Origin of the sequence: Pseudomonas marvdashtae (genome assembly GCF_014268655.2) — a bacterium.
GTDB classification, from domain to species: Bacteria; Pseudomonadota; Gammaproteobacteria; order Pseudomonadales; family Pseudomonadaceae; genus Aquipseudomonas; species Aquipseudomonas marvdashtae.
The window spans coordinates 1-14,436 of record NZ_JABWQX020000006.1; the positions used below are offsets into that span (position 1 = coordinate 1).

The 14,436-nt window shown below is 64.6% G+C and carries 10 protein-coding genes; 1 reads left to right on the top strand and 9 read right to left on the bottom strand.

All coding sequences use genetic code 11. The features are described from left to right. On the top strand, positions 1 to 121 hold a 121-nt coding region (locus HU742_RS27160), incomplete at its 5' end, for a DUF6124 family protein (protein WP_437179913.1). 385 nt (positions 122 to 506) lie between these two features. On the opposite strand, the gene tagQ is transcribed toward HU742_RS27160, so the two are convergent. The 9 genes from tagQ to HU742_RS24935 form a co-directional block, all read right to left on the bottom strand. Next, positions 507 to 1,445, bottom strand: a complete 939-nt coding sequence (gene tagQ / locus HU742_RS24895) for a type VI secretion system-associated lipoprotein TagQ (protein WP_186643378.1) — start codon at positions 1,443 to 1,445, stop codon at positions 507 to 509. An 85-nt stretch (positions 1,446 to 1,530) separates the two neighbouring features. Continuing rightward, positions 1,531 to 3,258 carry a formylglycine-generating enzyme family protein gene (locus HU742_RS24900; protein ID WP_437179912.1) on the bottom strand — a complete coding sequence of 576 codons (1,728 nt, stop codon included), beginning with the start codon at positions 3,256 to 3,258 and terminating at the stop codon, positions 1,531 to 1,533. After that, on the bottom strand, positions 3,251 to 4,447 hold the full coding sequence (locus tag HU742_RS24905) for an ABC transporter permease (RefSeq protein ID WP_186643377.1): 1,197 nt from the start codon (positions 4,445 to 4,447) through the stop codon (positions 3,251 to 3,253). Before HU742_RS24905 ends, HU742_RS24900 begins: the two co-directional genes overlap by 8 nt. Continuing rightward, on the bottom strand, positions 4,447 to 5,163 hold the full coding sequence (locus HU742_RS24910) for an ABC transporter ATP-binding protein (protein WP_186634427.1): 717 nt from the start codon (positions 5,161 to 5,163) through the stop codon (positions 4,447 to 4,449). Before HU742_RS24910 ends, HU742_RS24905 begins: the two co-directional genes overlap by 1 nt. Continuing rightward, positions 5,163 to 8,246 (bottom strand): serine/threonine-protein kinase, encoded by a 3,084-nt coding sequence (locus HU742_RS24915; protein ID WP_186643376.1) that lies wholly within the window; start codon positions 8,244 to 8,246, stop codon positions 5,163 to 5,165. Before HU742_RS24915 ends, HU742_RS24910 begins: the two co-directional genes overlap by 1 nt. Next, entirely contained in the window at positions 8,243 to 8,974 is a 732-nt protein-coding gene (locus tag HU742_RS24920; protein ID WP_186643375.1) for a PP2C family protein-serine/threonine phosphatase, read from the bottom strand. Before HU742_RS24920 ends, HU742_RS24915 begins: the two co-directional genes overlap by 4 nt. Then, the gene (tagF, locus tag HU742_RS24925; RefSeq protein ID WP_186643374.1) at positions 8,975 to 9,628 is read right to left on the bottom strand and encodes a type VI secretion system-associated protein TagF; all 654 of its coding nucleotides are present in this window, start codon (positions 9,626 to 9,628) and stop codon (positions 8,975 to 8,977) included. Further along, a complete protein-coding gene (gene tssM / locus HU742_RS24930) occupies positions 9,625 to 13,125 on the bottom strand; it encodes a type VI secretion system membrane subunit TssM (RefSeq protein ID WP_186643373.1) in 3,501 nt (1,166 codons plus the stop codon). The genes tagF and tssM overlap by 4 nt, the downstream gene beginning before the upstream one ends. Then, positions 13,122 to 14,432, bottom strand: coding sequence for a DotU family type VI secretion system protein (locus HU742_RS24935; protein ID WP_186643372.1), 1,311 nt, complete (start codon positions 14,430 to 14,432; stop codon positions 13,122 to 13,124). Before HU742_RS24935 ends, tssM begins: the two co-directional genes overlap by 4 nt. Between the last annotated feature and the right edge of the window lie 4 nt (positions 14,433 to 14,436).

The following is a 14,436-nucleotide window of genomic DNA, read 5'->3' on the forward strand; positions in this document are numbered from 1 at the left end:
CTCACGCCGCTGCGTCGCCCTGGCGATCAGCCGCATGGCCGATGGAGTTCAGCTGCTGGTTGAGCGAGCGTTGGATCATTTGGAAACAAAGGGGATGGCGACACCTTCGGCCAAGGGATAGGACGGGCATCGAGGCAAGCTGAAAGAACCCTTCGGGAGCAGACTCGCGGTCACAATTGGAGCGGAGTACGACAAGAAACCAGGTCGGCTTTAAGGCCGCCTCGCTTTTGCTTTTGATCTGCGGGCCCCGTTAACCACGCTGGCCGAACGCAGGTATTGCGCAGTGGGCATCCCGGCATGGATGCCGGGATAGCCGCGCTGGGTCATGGATGACCCTTCGCGGCGGCCCACGGAGCAATGCCTGCGTTCGGGCACGCCGAGCCTAGGCGAGGTGCCGAGTGGTGGGGCAAGACCTTTTGGTTACTTTTGGGGCGTCTGCCAAAAGTGACACGCCGTAAGGGCGTAACCGCCAGCCGCCATCACCGCAGCAATGGATATGCACTCAATCAAACATTCGGGCAAGGCACCGGTGCCCAATCACCCAGGTCCGGGCTCTTGCACATGCTGTTCACCTGAGTGGTGCCGGCATTGGCGATCTGCTTGCTTTGATCCTGCTTAGCCTTGGCGTCCTGCAAGGTCTTCTCAGTAGCGACCGCTTCTTTCGGAACGGTTGGCAAATCCTTCTTCTTCGCCGGCTGTACGATCTTCTTTTTCTTGTTGGTGGTCTGAGCCACAACCTGGGTAGTGTCAGCCGTCGCCACGGTCACCACGTCAGTACGCTGCACACCCACTTGCTGCAGATCTTTCTCATAAGCCTGGGTGTAGTTGTTCAGGTCTTCGGACGCCTTGCCGTTCACCGCGACGATCAGGTCATTCGACTCTTTCAGGCCAGCAACGATTTCTGCCAGGCGCTTGCGGCCCTCAATGTCATTGACGGTCTTGGCCTTGCGGTCGGCAACCAATTTGCTGAACGCGTTCTGGTAGCACTGCTGCGAGGTCCTGGCGTAGGCGGTGCTGCGGTCAATGTCCGAAGCGCTTTTGCTGACGTCGGCAGCGTAAGAGGCGATGCGCATGTTGTCATCGGCGATCTGCTTCTGGCGTTCGGTGTAGTAACCGGCTGCACCGCCGGCCAGTGCGCCGCCAGCAGCACCGATGGCGGCGTTGCGACCACGGTCTTCCTTGTCAGCGGTCAGGGCGCCCAACAGTGCACCGCCAACAGCGCCAACGGCTGCGCCGGTGACGACCGACTTAGTCATGCTGCCTTCGGTTGCACGCAAGTGCTGCACCGGCTCGTAGCAGTTCGGGTAGTACTCGACCTTGGTGCTCGAGGCGACCTTGGAAGTCGGCGACGTGGCGCAACCGGTCAGTACAGTGCTGAAGCCGACAGCGACCATCAGCAAGTGACGCTTGGAAACCGAAGCAAAAGGTTTACGGGAGAAAAGCATAGTTGTGTTCTCGTTTAAGTTTTGACCAGCTCAGCACAGCCCCATCGCCGCCTGAGTCCCTTCCAAGCTCGCTGACAACGAACACTCAAGACCGCTGAGCGCTCGATGCGAGCAATTCCTTCAATATCGCCGCCGGGTCGGCTCGTTTTTGCTGACGATAATCCCCGACATGACGAACGAATAACGTTGCACGCGCCACCAGGCTCTTGCCCAGTACCGGTTTGCGCTCCAATTCTTCCTTGATGCGCTGGAACTGCGCCTGGATCACGGCATCGGTGTAGCGCGTGCCGGTTGCCAGGTTGTCGATGTAGATCGCCACCGCGCCATCCAGCGCACTGCGGCCGTTGTCGATGGCCGTGGCGAACAGTTGGGCGCTGGCCTCATCCTTGGCGTCCAAGGCGATCTGCCGACTGTTCTGCAAATTGGTCAGGCGAATGTTGTAGTTGTTGATCGTCTCGGCCACCAGGGCCGAAGACTGGATCAGGTTGCCCGCCGCTTCCTCGCGCTGCTGGGCGATAAGCGAGACGTTGCGCTTGAGTTCTTCGTTGACCAGCCCGAGTTCGGCTTGCAAGCGCGGATCGGCGCTGGCGGCAATGATGCTGTCCAGGCGCTTGGTCGGGTCGTCGGCGTCGTCGATGGCGTCGGTCAGTGAGGCGAGCCGCCCTTCTTTCTGCCATTGGGCAAACAGTTCCTTGTAGCGCGAGCGCGGTGCGGACAAGGCACCGACGGCCACGCGGAACCCGGTGGTTTCGTTGCTTTGCTCGGTGCCATCGGCGGCGAACAACGGGTACTCGCGGCGCATGCCGGTGAATAGCGTGCCCTCGCCTTCCAGGTAATTGCCGCCCTTGACCACGAAGCCGCCATAGGCGCCCTGGCGGCGACCGGCGTGCACCAATTGAAAGGATTCCTGGACCATCTCGGCTGCGTTACCCACCACGTCGAACAAACCAATCGGGTTCGACAATTTGGTGCCGATGGGCATCAGCCGCGCTGCCTGGCCGGTGCCGCCGGCGACTTGGTTGAACACCGCCCAATCGGCCAGCGGTCCGTCGCTTTCACTGCCTTCCAGGCGCCGGGGGAACAGGCGTCCTTCCAGGTCCTGGCGGCTGACGGCGTGGCCGCCACGGGCGGCGAACTCCCATTCCACTTCGGTAGGCAGGCGCACGAAGCCCAACCCGCCGTCTTCCGCGGAGCTGCCGCGCCCGCTCACTGGCAGCAAGTCCTTGTGGTATTTCATCAGCCAGGCGCTGTACACCGCCGAGAAACGCTCGGCCTCGAACTTCGACAGTTTCACCTTGGGCAACCGCCCGGCCATGCCTTGGGGCAGCTCGGCCAGCAGCGCCTCGCAGGCCGGCGCGGGCTCACCGCTGGCCAGCGATTGCGCCTGGGCCATGACCTGGGCGTACTGGCGGGCGGTGACTTCGTATTTGCCGATGAAGTACAGCATCGGCTTGAGCGGCGTCTTGGCGTCGGTCTTGGGCATCAACGGCGTGATGGTCTTGTTCCAATCCTTAGGCAAGTCCTTGAGGGTGAACTGGCCGTTGATGAAATCGCGCCGGTAGCCGGAAATGAACGACTGCTGATAACCCGCCTCGCCTTCGCTGAACGGGTAGCCGAGGCTGATCTCGCGGTCGTCCAGGGTGCCCTGGGCGAGGATGTAGACGTAGCGGAACACCATCTGCCCTTCGCACGGCAGCGGCAGGCTGACGTCGTCGGGCAATGGCTTGGGGTTGTCCAGCTTGTCCGTGGCCTCATCAGCCCATGTCAGGCTGGCCAGGCTCAGCGCCACGGCGGCGCCCAATAACTTATACATCGCGAATTCCTTCAGACGCCTGGATGCGCGCCACCCGCCAGCCACCGCAAGCCGCCGCGACGGCGCTGATGCCGAGCACGGCCACCAGGGCCAAGGTGTAGTGACGCACCAGCAGATGGCTGGCGTATTCGCCGGGCATCTGCGCAAATAAATGATTCAGGCCCGACTGCGCCAGGCCATACAGGCCGGCACTCAGCAGGGCGGCAAACGTGGCGCTGTAGAGCGCCTGCAACACCACGAACAACAACAGCGCCGCCGTGGACACACCCAACAGGCGCAACACCGACAACTCCCGGCGCTTGCGTTCGACTGCTGCCAGGGCACCGGCAAAAATCGCCGCGAACGCGCCGGCCAAGGCCAACCCGGCGATGATCCAAAATACGATCGACAGATTGCGGCTCAACGATTGCACTTGTGCGATGGTCTGGGCCTGGGTCGATACCAGCAGGTTCTGCCCAACAAAATACTGGCGCAGCGGCTCGACATCGCCAAGGCTGCGGGCATACAAGCGAAACGCCGGATAGACCCGCTGCCCGGCCTCGCCCACCCCGTCGCCCGGCCAGCCGAACGCGGGCACGGCGCGACCGTCGCGGTAATCCTCGGCAGCCTCCAGCAATGCCAGCGGGGCAAACAGGCCGTCCCGGGCGAAGGCTTCCAGTGGCAGCACATGCAGCACTTGCACGCGGGTACGCTGCGCCTCGCTGCGGCCGGCCACTTGCCGACCGAAGCTGGCCTGCAACCAATCGCCGGCCTTGGCCCCGAGTTTTTCCGCGGTGGTCTGGCTGAGCACCACTTGTTCCAAGCCTTGAGGCACCGGCCGTTGATCGAACAGAGGATCGCCCGCCGCCGTTGGAATCATCTCGACCGTGACGGCCGTCGCCTCGGTGGACAAATCTGCCGTGGCCGCGATCTGCCGGGTGCGCGGCAAGGCGAAGGCGACGTCGCTGCGCTGCCCCAACTGCTCGACGAGTCCGGCGCTGAAACGACCGCCGCCCAACGGGATGATTTCCCGGGTGGCCGGATCGTTCTGCAAGCGTTCGGTCAAGCTACTGACCAGGCCGAACTTGAGGCCGAACAACACCAGCAACGGCGCCACCACGGCCACCAACGCCAGCACCGAACAGGCCGACAGCCAGGCGTCGTTGCGATAGTCCTGCCAGGCCAGGGAAGCCACCAGCGCGCCGCGCATCAGCAAGCCTCCCCGAGTGTGGCGGTGACGCCGCCGTCCGTGTCGCGACGGCAACTGATACGCCGCACCTGCAAACCGCTGGCGCGGGCCAGCGCCTCGTCGTGAGTGGCGACCACGCAGGCCACGCCGTGTTCGCGGGCCTGGCTCACCAGCAGTTGCATGACACGCTCGGCATTCAGCGGATCCAGCGCGGCGGTCGGCTCATCCGCCAGCAGCAGGCGCGGCCCGTGGGCCAAGGCACGGGCGCAGCTGACCCGCTGGCGCTGGCCGACGGAAAGGTCCGCCGGTTTCTTGTCCAGTTGATCGGCAATGTCCAATTGTCCGGCCAGGCGCTTCACGCTGCCGTCATCCTTCAAACCCAGCAGTTTGCGCGACAACTCGATGTTCCCGCGTACGTCCAGGAAGCCCAACAGGCCACCGGCCTGCAGAACATAACCCAGGTGACGACTGCGCAGCTCGGCCAAGGTGTCCTGTTGCGACGCACGCCACAATCTGGCGATGTCCAGCGGCGCGCTGGCGGGGGTGAAGTCGAACTGAGCGGCCTGATCCGGCGCCAGCACCAATGCCAGTAAATCGAGCAACGTGCTCTTGCCGCACCCGCTAGGGCCGACCACCGCCAGATGTTCACCGCCGCGCAATTGCAGCCGTGGAATCACCAGGCTGTAGCGCTGGCTGCCGGCGCCCCGGCTTTTGTGCACTGCGCTAAGGTTCAGCATCACGGCAGCGTCGACAACGGAACGCGGTACAAGGCATCGCCCGGCTCGGCATCGCCGAAGCGCACCCAGTTGGCGAGGTCATTGTGGAAGGTTTCGTAGAGGCGGATTTTCGATTCCAGCTCGTCGATAAAGTCTTCCTGCTCGGCCACGCTCAAGGACAGCCACAGGTCCTGGGTCATGCTCAGCGATTTGCTGCGGTACGGCAGCCCCTCCAGGTACTCGCCGAGAACTCCCCCGTTGGCGAGGTTGCCGCCCTTGCGCAAGGCTGATGGGTCGCGGCTCATATAGGCGCTGGCGCTGGCGATTTCCTGGAAGAAATCCTTGGGCGAACTCTGGGTCTTGCGGGCCGCATCGACGATCAGCTTCAGCGACTGCTGCAGGTCGTTGAGTTGCAGCTTGGTGAGCATCACGCAGACCTGGAACGCCGGCAGCGCCGGGTTGGTCAGGTCGCGGTCGGCGGTCCAGGCTCTGACCAGCTGCGGCGCCTGGCTGGCGGATTTGCGCCCGAGAAAATCCATGTGCATCGCGTAGCCGACCGCTGCCGATTTGTCGGCCAGGCTTGGCGCGGCGCTGAGTAACGGTACGCTCTGCGGCTTGTTGCTGCGCACTTGATGGACGAGGTCGGCGAACACCGAGCCGATCTCGTCGACGCGTTCGCCGAACTTGCGCACATCGGCGCCCGGCACCGGAATGTACAGGTCACCGATTTGCGGGTTGGCGTCGGCGGTCAGTGTGCGATACTGGACCTGCGCGCCGGCATGGGTTTTCTTGCCGGCGTCGCTGAGCAGGTGCAGGGCGTAGATCTTGATCTGCTTGCCCAACGCCGCCTGGCGCACTTCGGCTTCGTTCATTTGCGTGGCGGCAAACGGGTCGTTCTTGCGCAGCGCACCGGCGTCGGTGACCAGCAGGATCAAACGCCCGCCGTAACCGGACCAGTCCATGCCCTCCACCGCTTCCATGACGCCGGCAAACGCGTCTTCGTTGAACGAATGACTCGACACGGTGGAGGCCTTGACCTGCCGCGCCATTTCCAGGAAGCGTTGTGGGTCGCGACCCTGTTCCAGGGTGATCAAGGTTTTGGCGGTGTACTCCAGGCCCGGGGTTTTCTTGGTACTGCTGCGAAAACCGACCATGGCGAAGCTGACGCTGTCCAACTCGCCACGTTCGCCGATGCGGGTTTGCAGTTGATGCACCACGTCGCGGACCTGATCGATGTAGGGCTGCATCGACACGGTGGTGTCCACCACCAACACCACGGCGGTGCGGAACGCATCGGCATTGGCGGCGGTGATCGGCGTGTTGGTCGCGTTTTTCTGCGCGCTTCCGGGGTCGATGGAGGCCACGTTCAGCAACTGCACCGGCTGGCCGTTATCGTCGAAGCTTTCGCGGGAATCGAAGATCGGCAACAGGTAGAACTGATTCTGCGGCACGGCGCTGGCGGCCGGCTCCAGGGCCAGCACTTGCTGATTGTCCTGAGGATTGTGCTGGGCTTTGAGCAGCGCATTCTTGGCGGCTGACGGGTTCGCCAGCAGCTTCTCCACTTCGCCGGGCTGGCGCAGGAACATCACCGGCGCACGGCCGGAGCGCTCGGTGAACTTGAGCACCAGGCTCTGCTTCCAATCGCTGACCTGGGCGGCGGGCAACCAGCCGTCGCTGCGCCCGTCGGTGGCCGCGCCGACCCGCACCCACGCGCCGCCGTCGACGTCCTTGCGCTGGTAGACGTACAGCACCGAAAACGCCGGCAATGCCTTGCCCGGCGCGGCGCCCGGTTCGGCGGCCAGCTTGGCCCCCGGTTTGCTGAGCACGCGCTGGAACAGGGTTTTCTTGCCGGCCATCAACAGCGGGCGCTGGCCACCGTCGGCCTCGGGCGCCACGGGCGGCGTCACCGGTGGCGCCACGGGAGGTTTGGCCGGCGGCGCTTCAGGTGTTTTTTCGGCTGTCTTGTAGACGGGAGGCGTTGAAACCACGGGCGGCTTCGTCGCTTTTGCGTCATCACCCGACAACCACCAATAACCCGCGCCACCCAACGCCAGGGCTACCGCCACCGCAACGGCAGCGAGGGCGAACACCGGGCCTTTGCGTTGCTCCGAGACCGTGGAGTGCGGCGTCGGTTTGATCGGCGGCGGGACAGGCTTGGGGTGTAGCTGTGATTGCGGTTGCGCCGGGCCGCTGGGAATGTCGATGGACATCGGCGTCAGGCCCGCCAAGTCGTCCACGGCAGGCGGCGTGGCCGGCAGTTCAAACGACAACGGCCGGATCAGCGTCGCTTGCGCCGATGCCTCAGGCAGGTTATCCAACGCCCGCAACAACGCCGTCGCATCCGGGAAGCGCTCCGCCGGGTCCTTCGCCAGCAACTTGCGCAATACGTCCTGATAACGACCGTGGTGCACCGGCAATTCCGGCAGCGGTTCGGTCAGGTGGGCCAGGGCCGTGGAGAGTGCGTCGTTGCCGGTGTACGGCAGCTTGCCGACGAGGATTTCGTAGAGCACCACGCCCAGGGCATACAGGTCGGCGCGGCCGTCAATGTCCTGGCCACGGGCCTGTTCCGGGCTCATGTAGCTGGGCGTGCCGACGGCAAAGCCGGCCTGGGTGAACTGGGTGCGGTCGTCCAGGGACTTGGCGATGCCGAAGTCCGAGAGCACCGCCGTACCGTCGGCGCGAAAGAGGATGTTGGCCGGTTTGACGTCCCGGTGCACCAGCCCCAAACCGTGGGCATAACCCAGGGCCGAGGCGATCTGGCGGATGTAGGTCAGGCCCTGCTCCGGCGTCAGGCCCGCGGCGATGCGTTCCTTGAGCGTGCCGTTGGGCAGGTATTCCATCGCCATGTAGTACAGCTCACCGACATTGCCGATGTCATGGATGGTGACGGTGTGCGGGTGCGACAAGCGCGCCAGGGTCTTGCCCTCGCGCAAAAAACGCTCGCAGAAGGTCGGGTCGGCGGCCAGGGCAGCGGCCATGACTTTCAACGCCACCTTGCGCTCCAGCGAACGCTGGGTCGCCAGGTACACGCTGGCCATCGCGCCTTCGCCGATCGGCCCTTCAATGTCGTAGCCGGGGATGACAATGTTCAGGGGCAAGCTCATGACGGCACCTTCACAACGACCACGGTGATGTTGTCCGGCGCACCGCGCATCAAGCCCAGGGACACCAGGCTGCTGGCAATTTCGCCGGGCTCGTCGTGGCTCAGCACTTCGCGGATTTCTTCGTCTTCGACGGTCTTGGTCAAGCCGTCGCTGCACAACAGGTAGCTGTCGCCAGGCACCAGCAGCAACTCGGTCATCGCCAGGTTCAGTTGCCCCTCGACGCCAATGGCGCGGGTGACGATGTTGGCCCGTGGATGCACCCGCGCCTCGGCTTCGCTGAGCAGGCCGCTGTCCTGCAAATCCTGGACGTAGCTGTGGTCCCGGGAAATGCCGTCGAGCACGCCGTCGCGCAGGCGATACAAGCGGCTGTCCCCGGCCCACAGGCACATGCCGCGCAAGTCACGGGTGGCCAGCACCACCACGGTGCTGCCCATCATGGTCACGCCACGGTTGGCGGTTTCTTCACGCACGGCGGCGTTGACCCGCAGCAGGTCGCTTTGCAGCGCCGCGACGTATTCGTCCAAAGAACGACCCACGGCAATGCCGCGCAGGCTGTCGACGATCAGGCTGCTGACGTAGTCGCCCGCCGCGTGCCCACCCATGCCGTCGGCGACCACCCACAGACCGTTTTCGGGCAGGTCCAGGCAGGCGTCTTCGTTGACCTGGCGGACCATGCCGACATGGCTCTTGCTTGCAGACTTGAAGGCTTTTCCAGCACTTGGACGCATCTACACAACACCTTCTTGGCCGAGCAAAAATTGCGCAAAATCGGCGGCGGCCGGCAATCCCTGGCAACGCATCAAACCGGGCGCGATGCGCTCCGAACCCTGGCCCCACCACAGGCTGACGCCTTCACAGGCCGACTCGGCCAGGGCGCTCATCCGTCGTTGCGAGTCAGTGGCATCGAAACGATGCAGGCTGGCGAAGCGGCTGCTCGGCGTGCGTGGCAGGCATATCGGGCTGCCGAGGGTTTCCAGCTGTTCGTTGAACGCCTCGAAACTGGCCTCCACGCTCAACGTGCTCAGCAGCAAATTCTCGACCCGCTCGAACCAATCGTCCGCACCACCGACCACCGAGGCCGGGTCCGCCTCCGGGTCGAGCAACACCGCGACGGACAGCGGAAAATAGCGCCCGACCCGGTCGATGCTCGGCATCACCACACCCACGGCGGCGTCCGGTCCGCACACGCCGGGCGCGACCATGAAGCGCCACAGCGGACTGACCAGGTAGGCATCCAGCCAGCGCTCGCCGAGGCTGGTCTGGCTGGCGAGCAAACCCGCCGCCAGCCACGAATCCCACGGGGCGATAAAACTCTGCGGCAAGCCACGGCTGACGAAATCCCCGCGGCTGGCCAACTTTCCATAGAAACCCGGTGTACTCATAGACGCTCCGGCAGGCTGAAGCCACTGAGCACCCGGCTCTTGAACGGGTTGAAGGCGCTGTTGGCCCGCAGCTCATAAGAAGCACTGGCGCCATCGACCCGCAGCCGCAGGTTGAAGCGGTCCGGAGAATTGCCGGCAGTCAGGTCCGATTGCTCCAGCAGGCGGAACCAGGCCCATGGCCCGTCCAGGGTGATACCGGAACGACCGCTGGACGACGGCGGCATGATCGAGATCCGCACCACGCCGATGCTGCCGGGGTTCGGCCACTGCATGGCGGTCGGCCGGCTCGGGCCGTGGTCATAGCTCAACTGCTGGCCGTCGAGGTCGAGCAGGAACTGGGTGATGGTCGAGTCCATCGCCACCGGCTTGAGTTCGAAACGCACCATCGGCTGGGTGCCACCGGAACGGAAGAACGCATCGCGAATGGTCGCCGCGCGCTGGAACGTTTGCAGCACGCCTGGAGAAATACCGAGCTTCTGCGCCGCGCCCGGCTGCCAGCGCCAGGTCTGGGTCGAGGTGTCGACGTAGGGTTGCAGGTATTTGCGGAAGTAGTTGTCCATCACCCCGCCAACGCCGAAGAACTGGCCGAAGTCATCCAGCGTCGCGTCCCGCGCGCTGCCTGGCGACATCGGATAGCGTCCGGCCAGGGACTGGCGATAGATGTTCACCACTTCGCTGGTCCACGCCGCATTCAGTTGATTGCGCACCCCACCCATCATGGTGTTGGTGGTGGAGTTGACCACCGACTTGACCAACCCTTGCACCAGCGGCGGCTGGCGTTCGGCGTTGAGGCTGACGCGGGTAGCGGCGGCCGATGCCTGGTTCTTGGCTTCACCGAGCAAGGCGTCGCCGCTGGCGCCGACCATGGCACTGACCTGCACGTACAGGGCGTTCATGTCCGCCAGCAAGCCGTCGATGGCCGCCGGTTCGCCTTCGCTTTTGCTGACGATGCTGTTGAGCTCGGCAAAATGCGCGGTGATCGGGTCATCGCTGGTCGTCGGCGCGTTTGGCGTGGCCTGCTCCTGGCCGAGCAAGCTGCCCAGGCGTTCCTTGAGCTTGTCCACACCGTCGCCCGCCGGCACGCCTTGGGCGGCCAGCAAGCGTTCGTCCTGTTGCAGATCGGTTTCCTTCGCCACCGCCACCAACAGTTTTTTCAACGGCGAGGTCGGGCCGGAAAGCACCCGCAGCACATCGGCGGCCTGGGCCACGCTGGTGATCGGCACGAAGTCGATGTCGGCCAGCAAGGCGTCCCATTGGCGCTGGTAGTCCTGGAAATACAGGCGACGCACGTCGGCGGCCAGGCTGGCGACGTTTTGTTGATCAGCCTCTTCATGACCCAACACCCATTGCTCTTCGGCGAGGGTGCCGGTCTGGCTCAGGCTGCTGAGCAAGAAGCCCTGGCGGTAGCCCTTGACGGTGAAGAACCCGCTCAACGGCTCGCCCAATGGCTTGCCGCTCTTGCGGCTGAACACCAGCGCGGCGTCACGCCCGGCGGCTTCGTTGATGCGGAAGTCCGGGATGCCCTCGGGCAGTTTCTGGCGCTTGATCCGGTCATAGACCCGCTGGGCCACCGGCAATTGCTGCAACTGGCGGCGCAGGTCTTCGACCAGACGCGGGTCGAGGCGCGCGAGGGGCGGACGCCGCTCGAACAGCGCCTGCAAATGTGCGGCCAGGGCCTGGCGCTGCTCGGCCGGCAAGTCCCGCGGCAGGCTGCGGTCCCAATCCAGGGCGATCCAGGCCTTGATGAAGTCGGCGTCGTAATGCTCGGTGTCGGCGAGCATCAGGTAGGCCTTCAAGCCTTCGTAGAGGAAATCCGAATTGCCGCCGCTGTGCAGTTGCTCTTCGATGCGTGTCAGCAGGCGTGGCGCGAACACCGCAATCAACAGCTTGCGATAGACGCTGCCGGACTCGGCTTCGAGCATGTCGCCCTGATACAAACCCAGGCCTTCGGCCCAGTCCGGAGCGTCGTCGGCCAGGTGCTTCACGGCGTTGAGCAGCGGCAATACTGCAAGCACATCGCGCTGTGCCGGGCTGAGGTTCTGCACGGTCTGGCCCAGTGGCGCGACCTTTTGGTCGACCTGGGCAATGTAGGCCTGATTGGCGCGATAGCTGACCCACCACAAGGTGCTGACCACCAGCACCAGCACGACGGTGGAGGCCAGCACACCGCGGGCGATCCATTTGCGCCGACGCTCGACTTTCGGGTCGACGCCTACCAACCCGCGCTCGGCGAAGGCCACGGCGGTGAAGAGCTTCTCGATGAAATAACTGCGACCGGTGCCGGTCTGGCGCGCCAGGTGCTGGCGGTCCAGGTTCATGCTCTGGGCCATGGAGCCGATCAGGCGATCGATCGGGCTGCCCTCCTGGGTACCGCTGGTGAAATACACACCGCGCAGCAACACGCGCTCTTCAAAGGCGTTGGGCTTGAATACGCCGTCGAGGAAGCTTTGCAGGCAATCCTTCAGCGCGCCGAACTGCTGCGGGAAACCGTAAATCAAGTCGCGCCGCGCCGGGTCGCGCTCTTGTTGCAGGCGTTCGACCAAGCGGTCGTTGAGGCGCTGCTCCAGCAGGGTGAACTCACTTTGCAGATGTGCCAGTGGGCTGTCGTTGCTCTTGCCGTCATCCAGGGCGAAGGTCATGCCCCAGACCTGGGCGCGCTCTTCCTTGCTCAGGTTGTCGAAGTACTCCATGAAGCCGGGCACCAGGTCGAGCTTGGTGAGCATCAGGTACACCGGGAAACGCACGCCCAATTGGCTGTACAACTCCTGGATACGCAAGCGGATCGCCGCAGCGTGGGCGGCGCGCTCGGCGTCGCTGCCGAGCAACAGGTCCGACAGGCTGATGGCGATGAACGCGCCATCGATCGGGCGCCGCGCCCGCTGCTTTTTCAGCAAGCCGAGAAAGCCCAGCCACGCGGCTTTATCGACCGTCGCGTCGCTGTCCTGGGTGGTGTAGCGGCCGGCGGTGTCGAGCAAAACCGCCTGGTCGGTGAACCACCAATCGCAATTGCGCGTGCCGCCCACGCCACGCACCGAACCGGCACCCAGTTGCGCGGCCAGCGGGAAATGCAGCCCGGAATTGACCAGCGCGGTGGTCTTGCCCGAACCCGGCGGACCGATGATCACGTACCACGGCAACTCATAAAGGTTGCGACGCTCGTCGCCGCCCAGCTTGGCTTTCTTGAGCAAGGCCAAGGCTTCGTCCATGCGCTGGCGCAGGGTTTCGAGTTCTTCGGCGGTGGCGACGCTGGTCGGGTCCGGAGGGGTTTGCTCGGCCAGGCTGCGCATGACTTCGGCGGCCTGCCGACGGGCCTGGATGATGCGGAACACGCGGTAGGCAATCCATACCGCGAACACCAGGATGATCAGCGCCCAGCGGCGGCCTTCGGGAACCAGCCAATCGAGCAGCGGGCCGACGAACCAGATGATCAGGCTCAGGGCGATCAGGCCCAGCAGCGGAATGACCCAGCGGATCATAAAATTGAAAAACGCCTTCACTCGACCCCCTCCGCCAATACTGTGATTTCAACCCGACGATTACGCGCACGCCCTTCGGTCGTGGCATTGGAAGCCAACGGCTCGGTGTCGCTGCGACCCTCGGCGCTGAAGCGCTCGGGTTGGCCGGTCTTGGCCGAAAGAATGTCCAGCACCGACCTGGCCCGCGCTTCGGACAACGCCCAGTTGGATGGGAACCGGAGCGTGGCGATCGGACGATTGTCGCTGTGGCCGGTGACCAGGACCTGGCCCTTGACCTTGCGCACCGCGTCGGCGATTCGCAGCATCAACGGCTGGAAATCATCCTTGATGCTGGCGCTGCCCGAGGCGAACAGTTCATCGCCACGGATCGTCACCACGGAACGGTCCACTGCGTCTTCCACGGCAATCCGCCCTGCCCTGATTTCATCGGCGAGGAAACCGGCCAGGCGTGGACGCTCGATCACCTTCGGCTGCACCACCGGACGGTCGATGGTCTGCACCGGGATCTCGCCCAGGAAATGAATGTTCTTGAACACCGGTTCGGCGTCGGAGGCCAGTTTCATGCGCAGGCCGAACAGCAGCGCCAGCAGCAGGGCCACGCCGATGGCCACGGCAATCCACGGCGGCATGAACTGCGCCAGGCGATCACGAGCCACGGCGACGCCACGCCAATGCGGCGACAGCTCGCGCTCGTGGTCGCCACGCGCGCTGCGAATGACGCCAGCGGTGCGCTCACGCAATGCTTCGAGTTGGCTGCGGCCGTCGTTCATCACCCGATAACGGCCTTCGAATCCGAGGCACATGCACAGGTACAGAAGCTCCAGCAGGTACAAGCGCTCGCGAGGGCTTTGCAGGCAATGCTCCAGCAGCTGGAAGACTTTTTCGCCGCCCCAGGCTTCGTTGTGCACGGTGATCAACAAGCTCTGCTTGCCCCAGTCGCTGGCACCGCCCCACGGCGTGCTCAGCACGGCTTCGTCCAGCGCGGTGCACAAGGCGTAGCGGGCCAGCAACACCTCGTTGCGCACCACGCCGGCGGCCTCGGCGCGCTCTTCGAACTGGCGAAGGTAGGCGAGCAGCTGCGCACGCAAACTGGCCGGCGCCGGGTGGGCGATGGTGCTGCGCAGGCGCGTCAACAGCGCCAGCAGCGGGCCGGCGGCGCTTTCCAGCGGATTGAGGCCCTGGGCCTTGCCGGTCAGGACGGGCGCGGCCGGCATCGACAGCGGCGCCGGCGAGGGTGCCGGTTGCCCCCGTCCCGGGTCCGGGCGGAAAGGGTCCGCGCCACGGCCACCGGGTGTCGGCATGAACTGGGTACGATCGTCGTTGCTCATCGCG

Bases quoted from the DNA above. Each gene is read 5' to 3' on its own strand.
- tagQ (WP_186643378.1), bottom strand. From the start codon at position 1,445: ATGCTTTTCTCCCGTAAACCTTTTGCTTCGGTTTCCAAGCGTCACTTG.
- HU742_RS24900 (WP_437179912.1), bottom strand. From the start codon at position 3,258: ATGTATAAGTTATTGGGCGCCGCCGTGGCGCTGAGCCTGGCCAGCCTG.
- HU742_RS24905 (WP_186643377.1), bottom strand. From the start codon at position 4,447: ATGCGCGGCGCGCTGGTGGCTTCCCTGGCCTGGCAGGACTATCGCAAC.
- HU742_RS24910 (WP_186634427.1), bottom strand. From the start codon at position 5,163: ATGCTGAACCTTAGCGCAGTGCACAAAAGCCGGGGCGCCGGCAGCCAG.
- HU742_RS24915 (WP_186643376.1), bottom strand. From the start codon at position 8,246: ATGAGCTTGCCCCTGAACATTGTCATCCCCGGCTACGACATTGAAGGG.
- HU742_RS24920 (WP_186643375.1), bottom strand. From the start codon at position 8,974: ATGCGTCCAAGTGCTGGAAAAGCCTTCAAGTCTGCAAGCAAGAGCCAT.
- tagF (WP_186643374.1), bottom strand. From the start codon at position 9,628: ATGAGTACACCGGGTTTCTATGGAAAGTTGGCCAGCCGCGGGGATTTC.
- HU742_RS24935 (WP_186643372.1), bottom strand. From the start codon at position 14,432: ATGAGCAACGACGATCGTACCCAGTTCATGCCGACACCCGGTGGCCGT.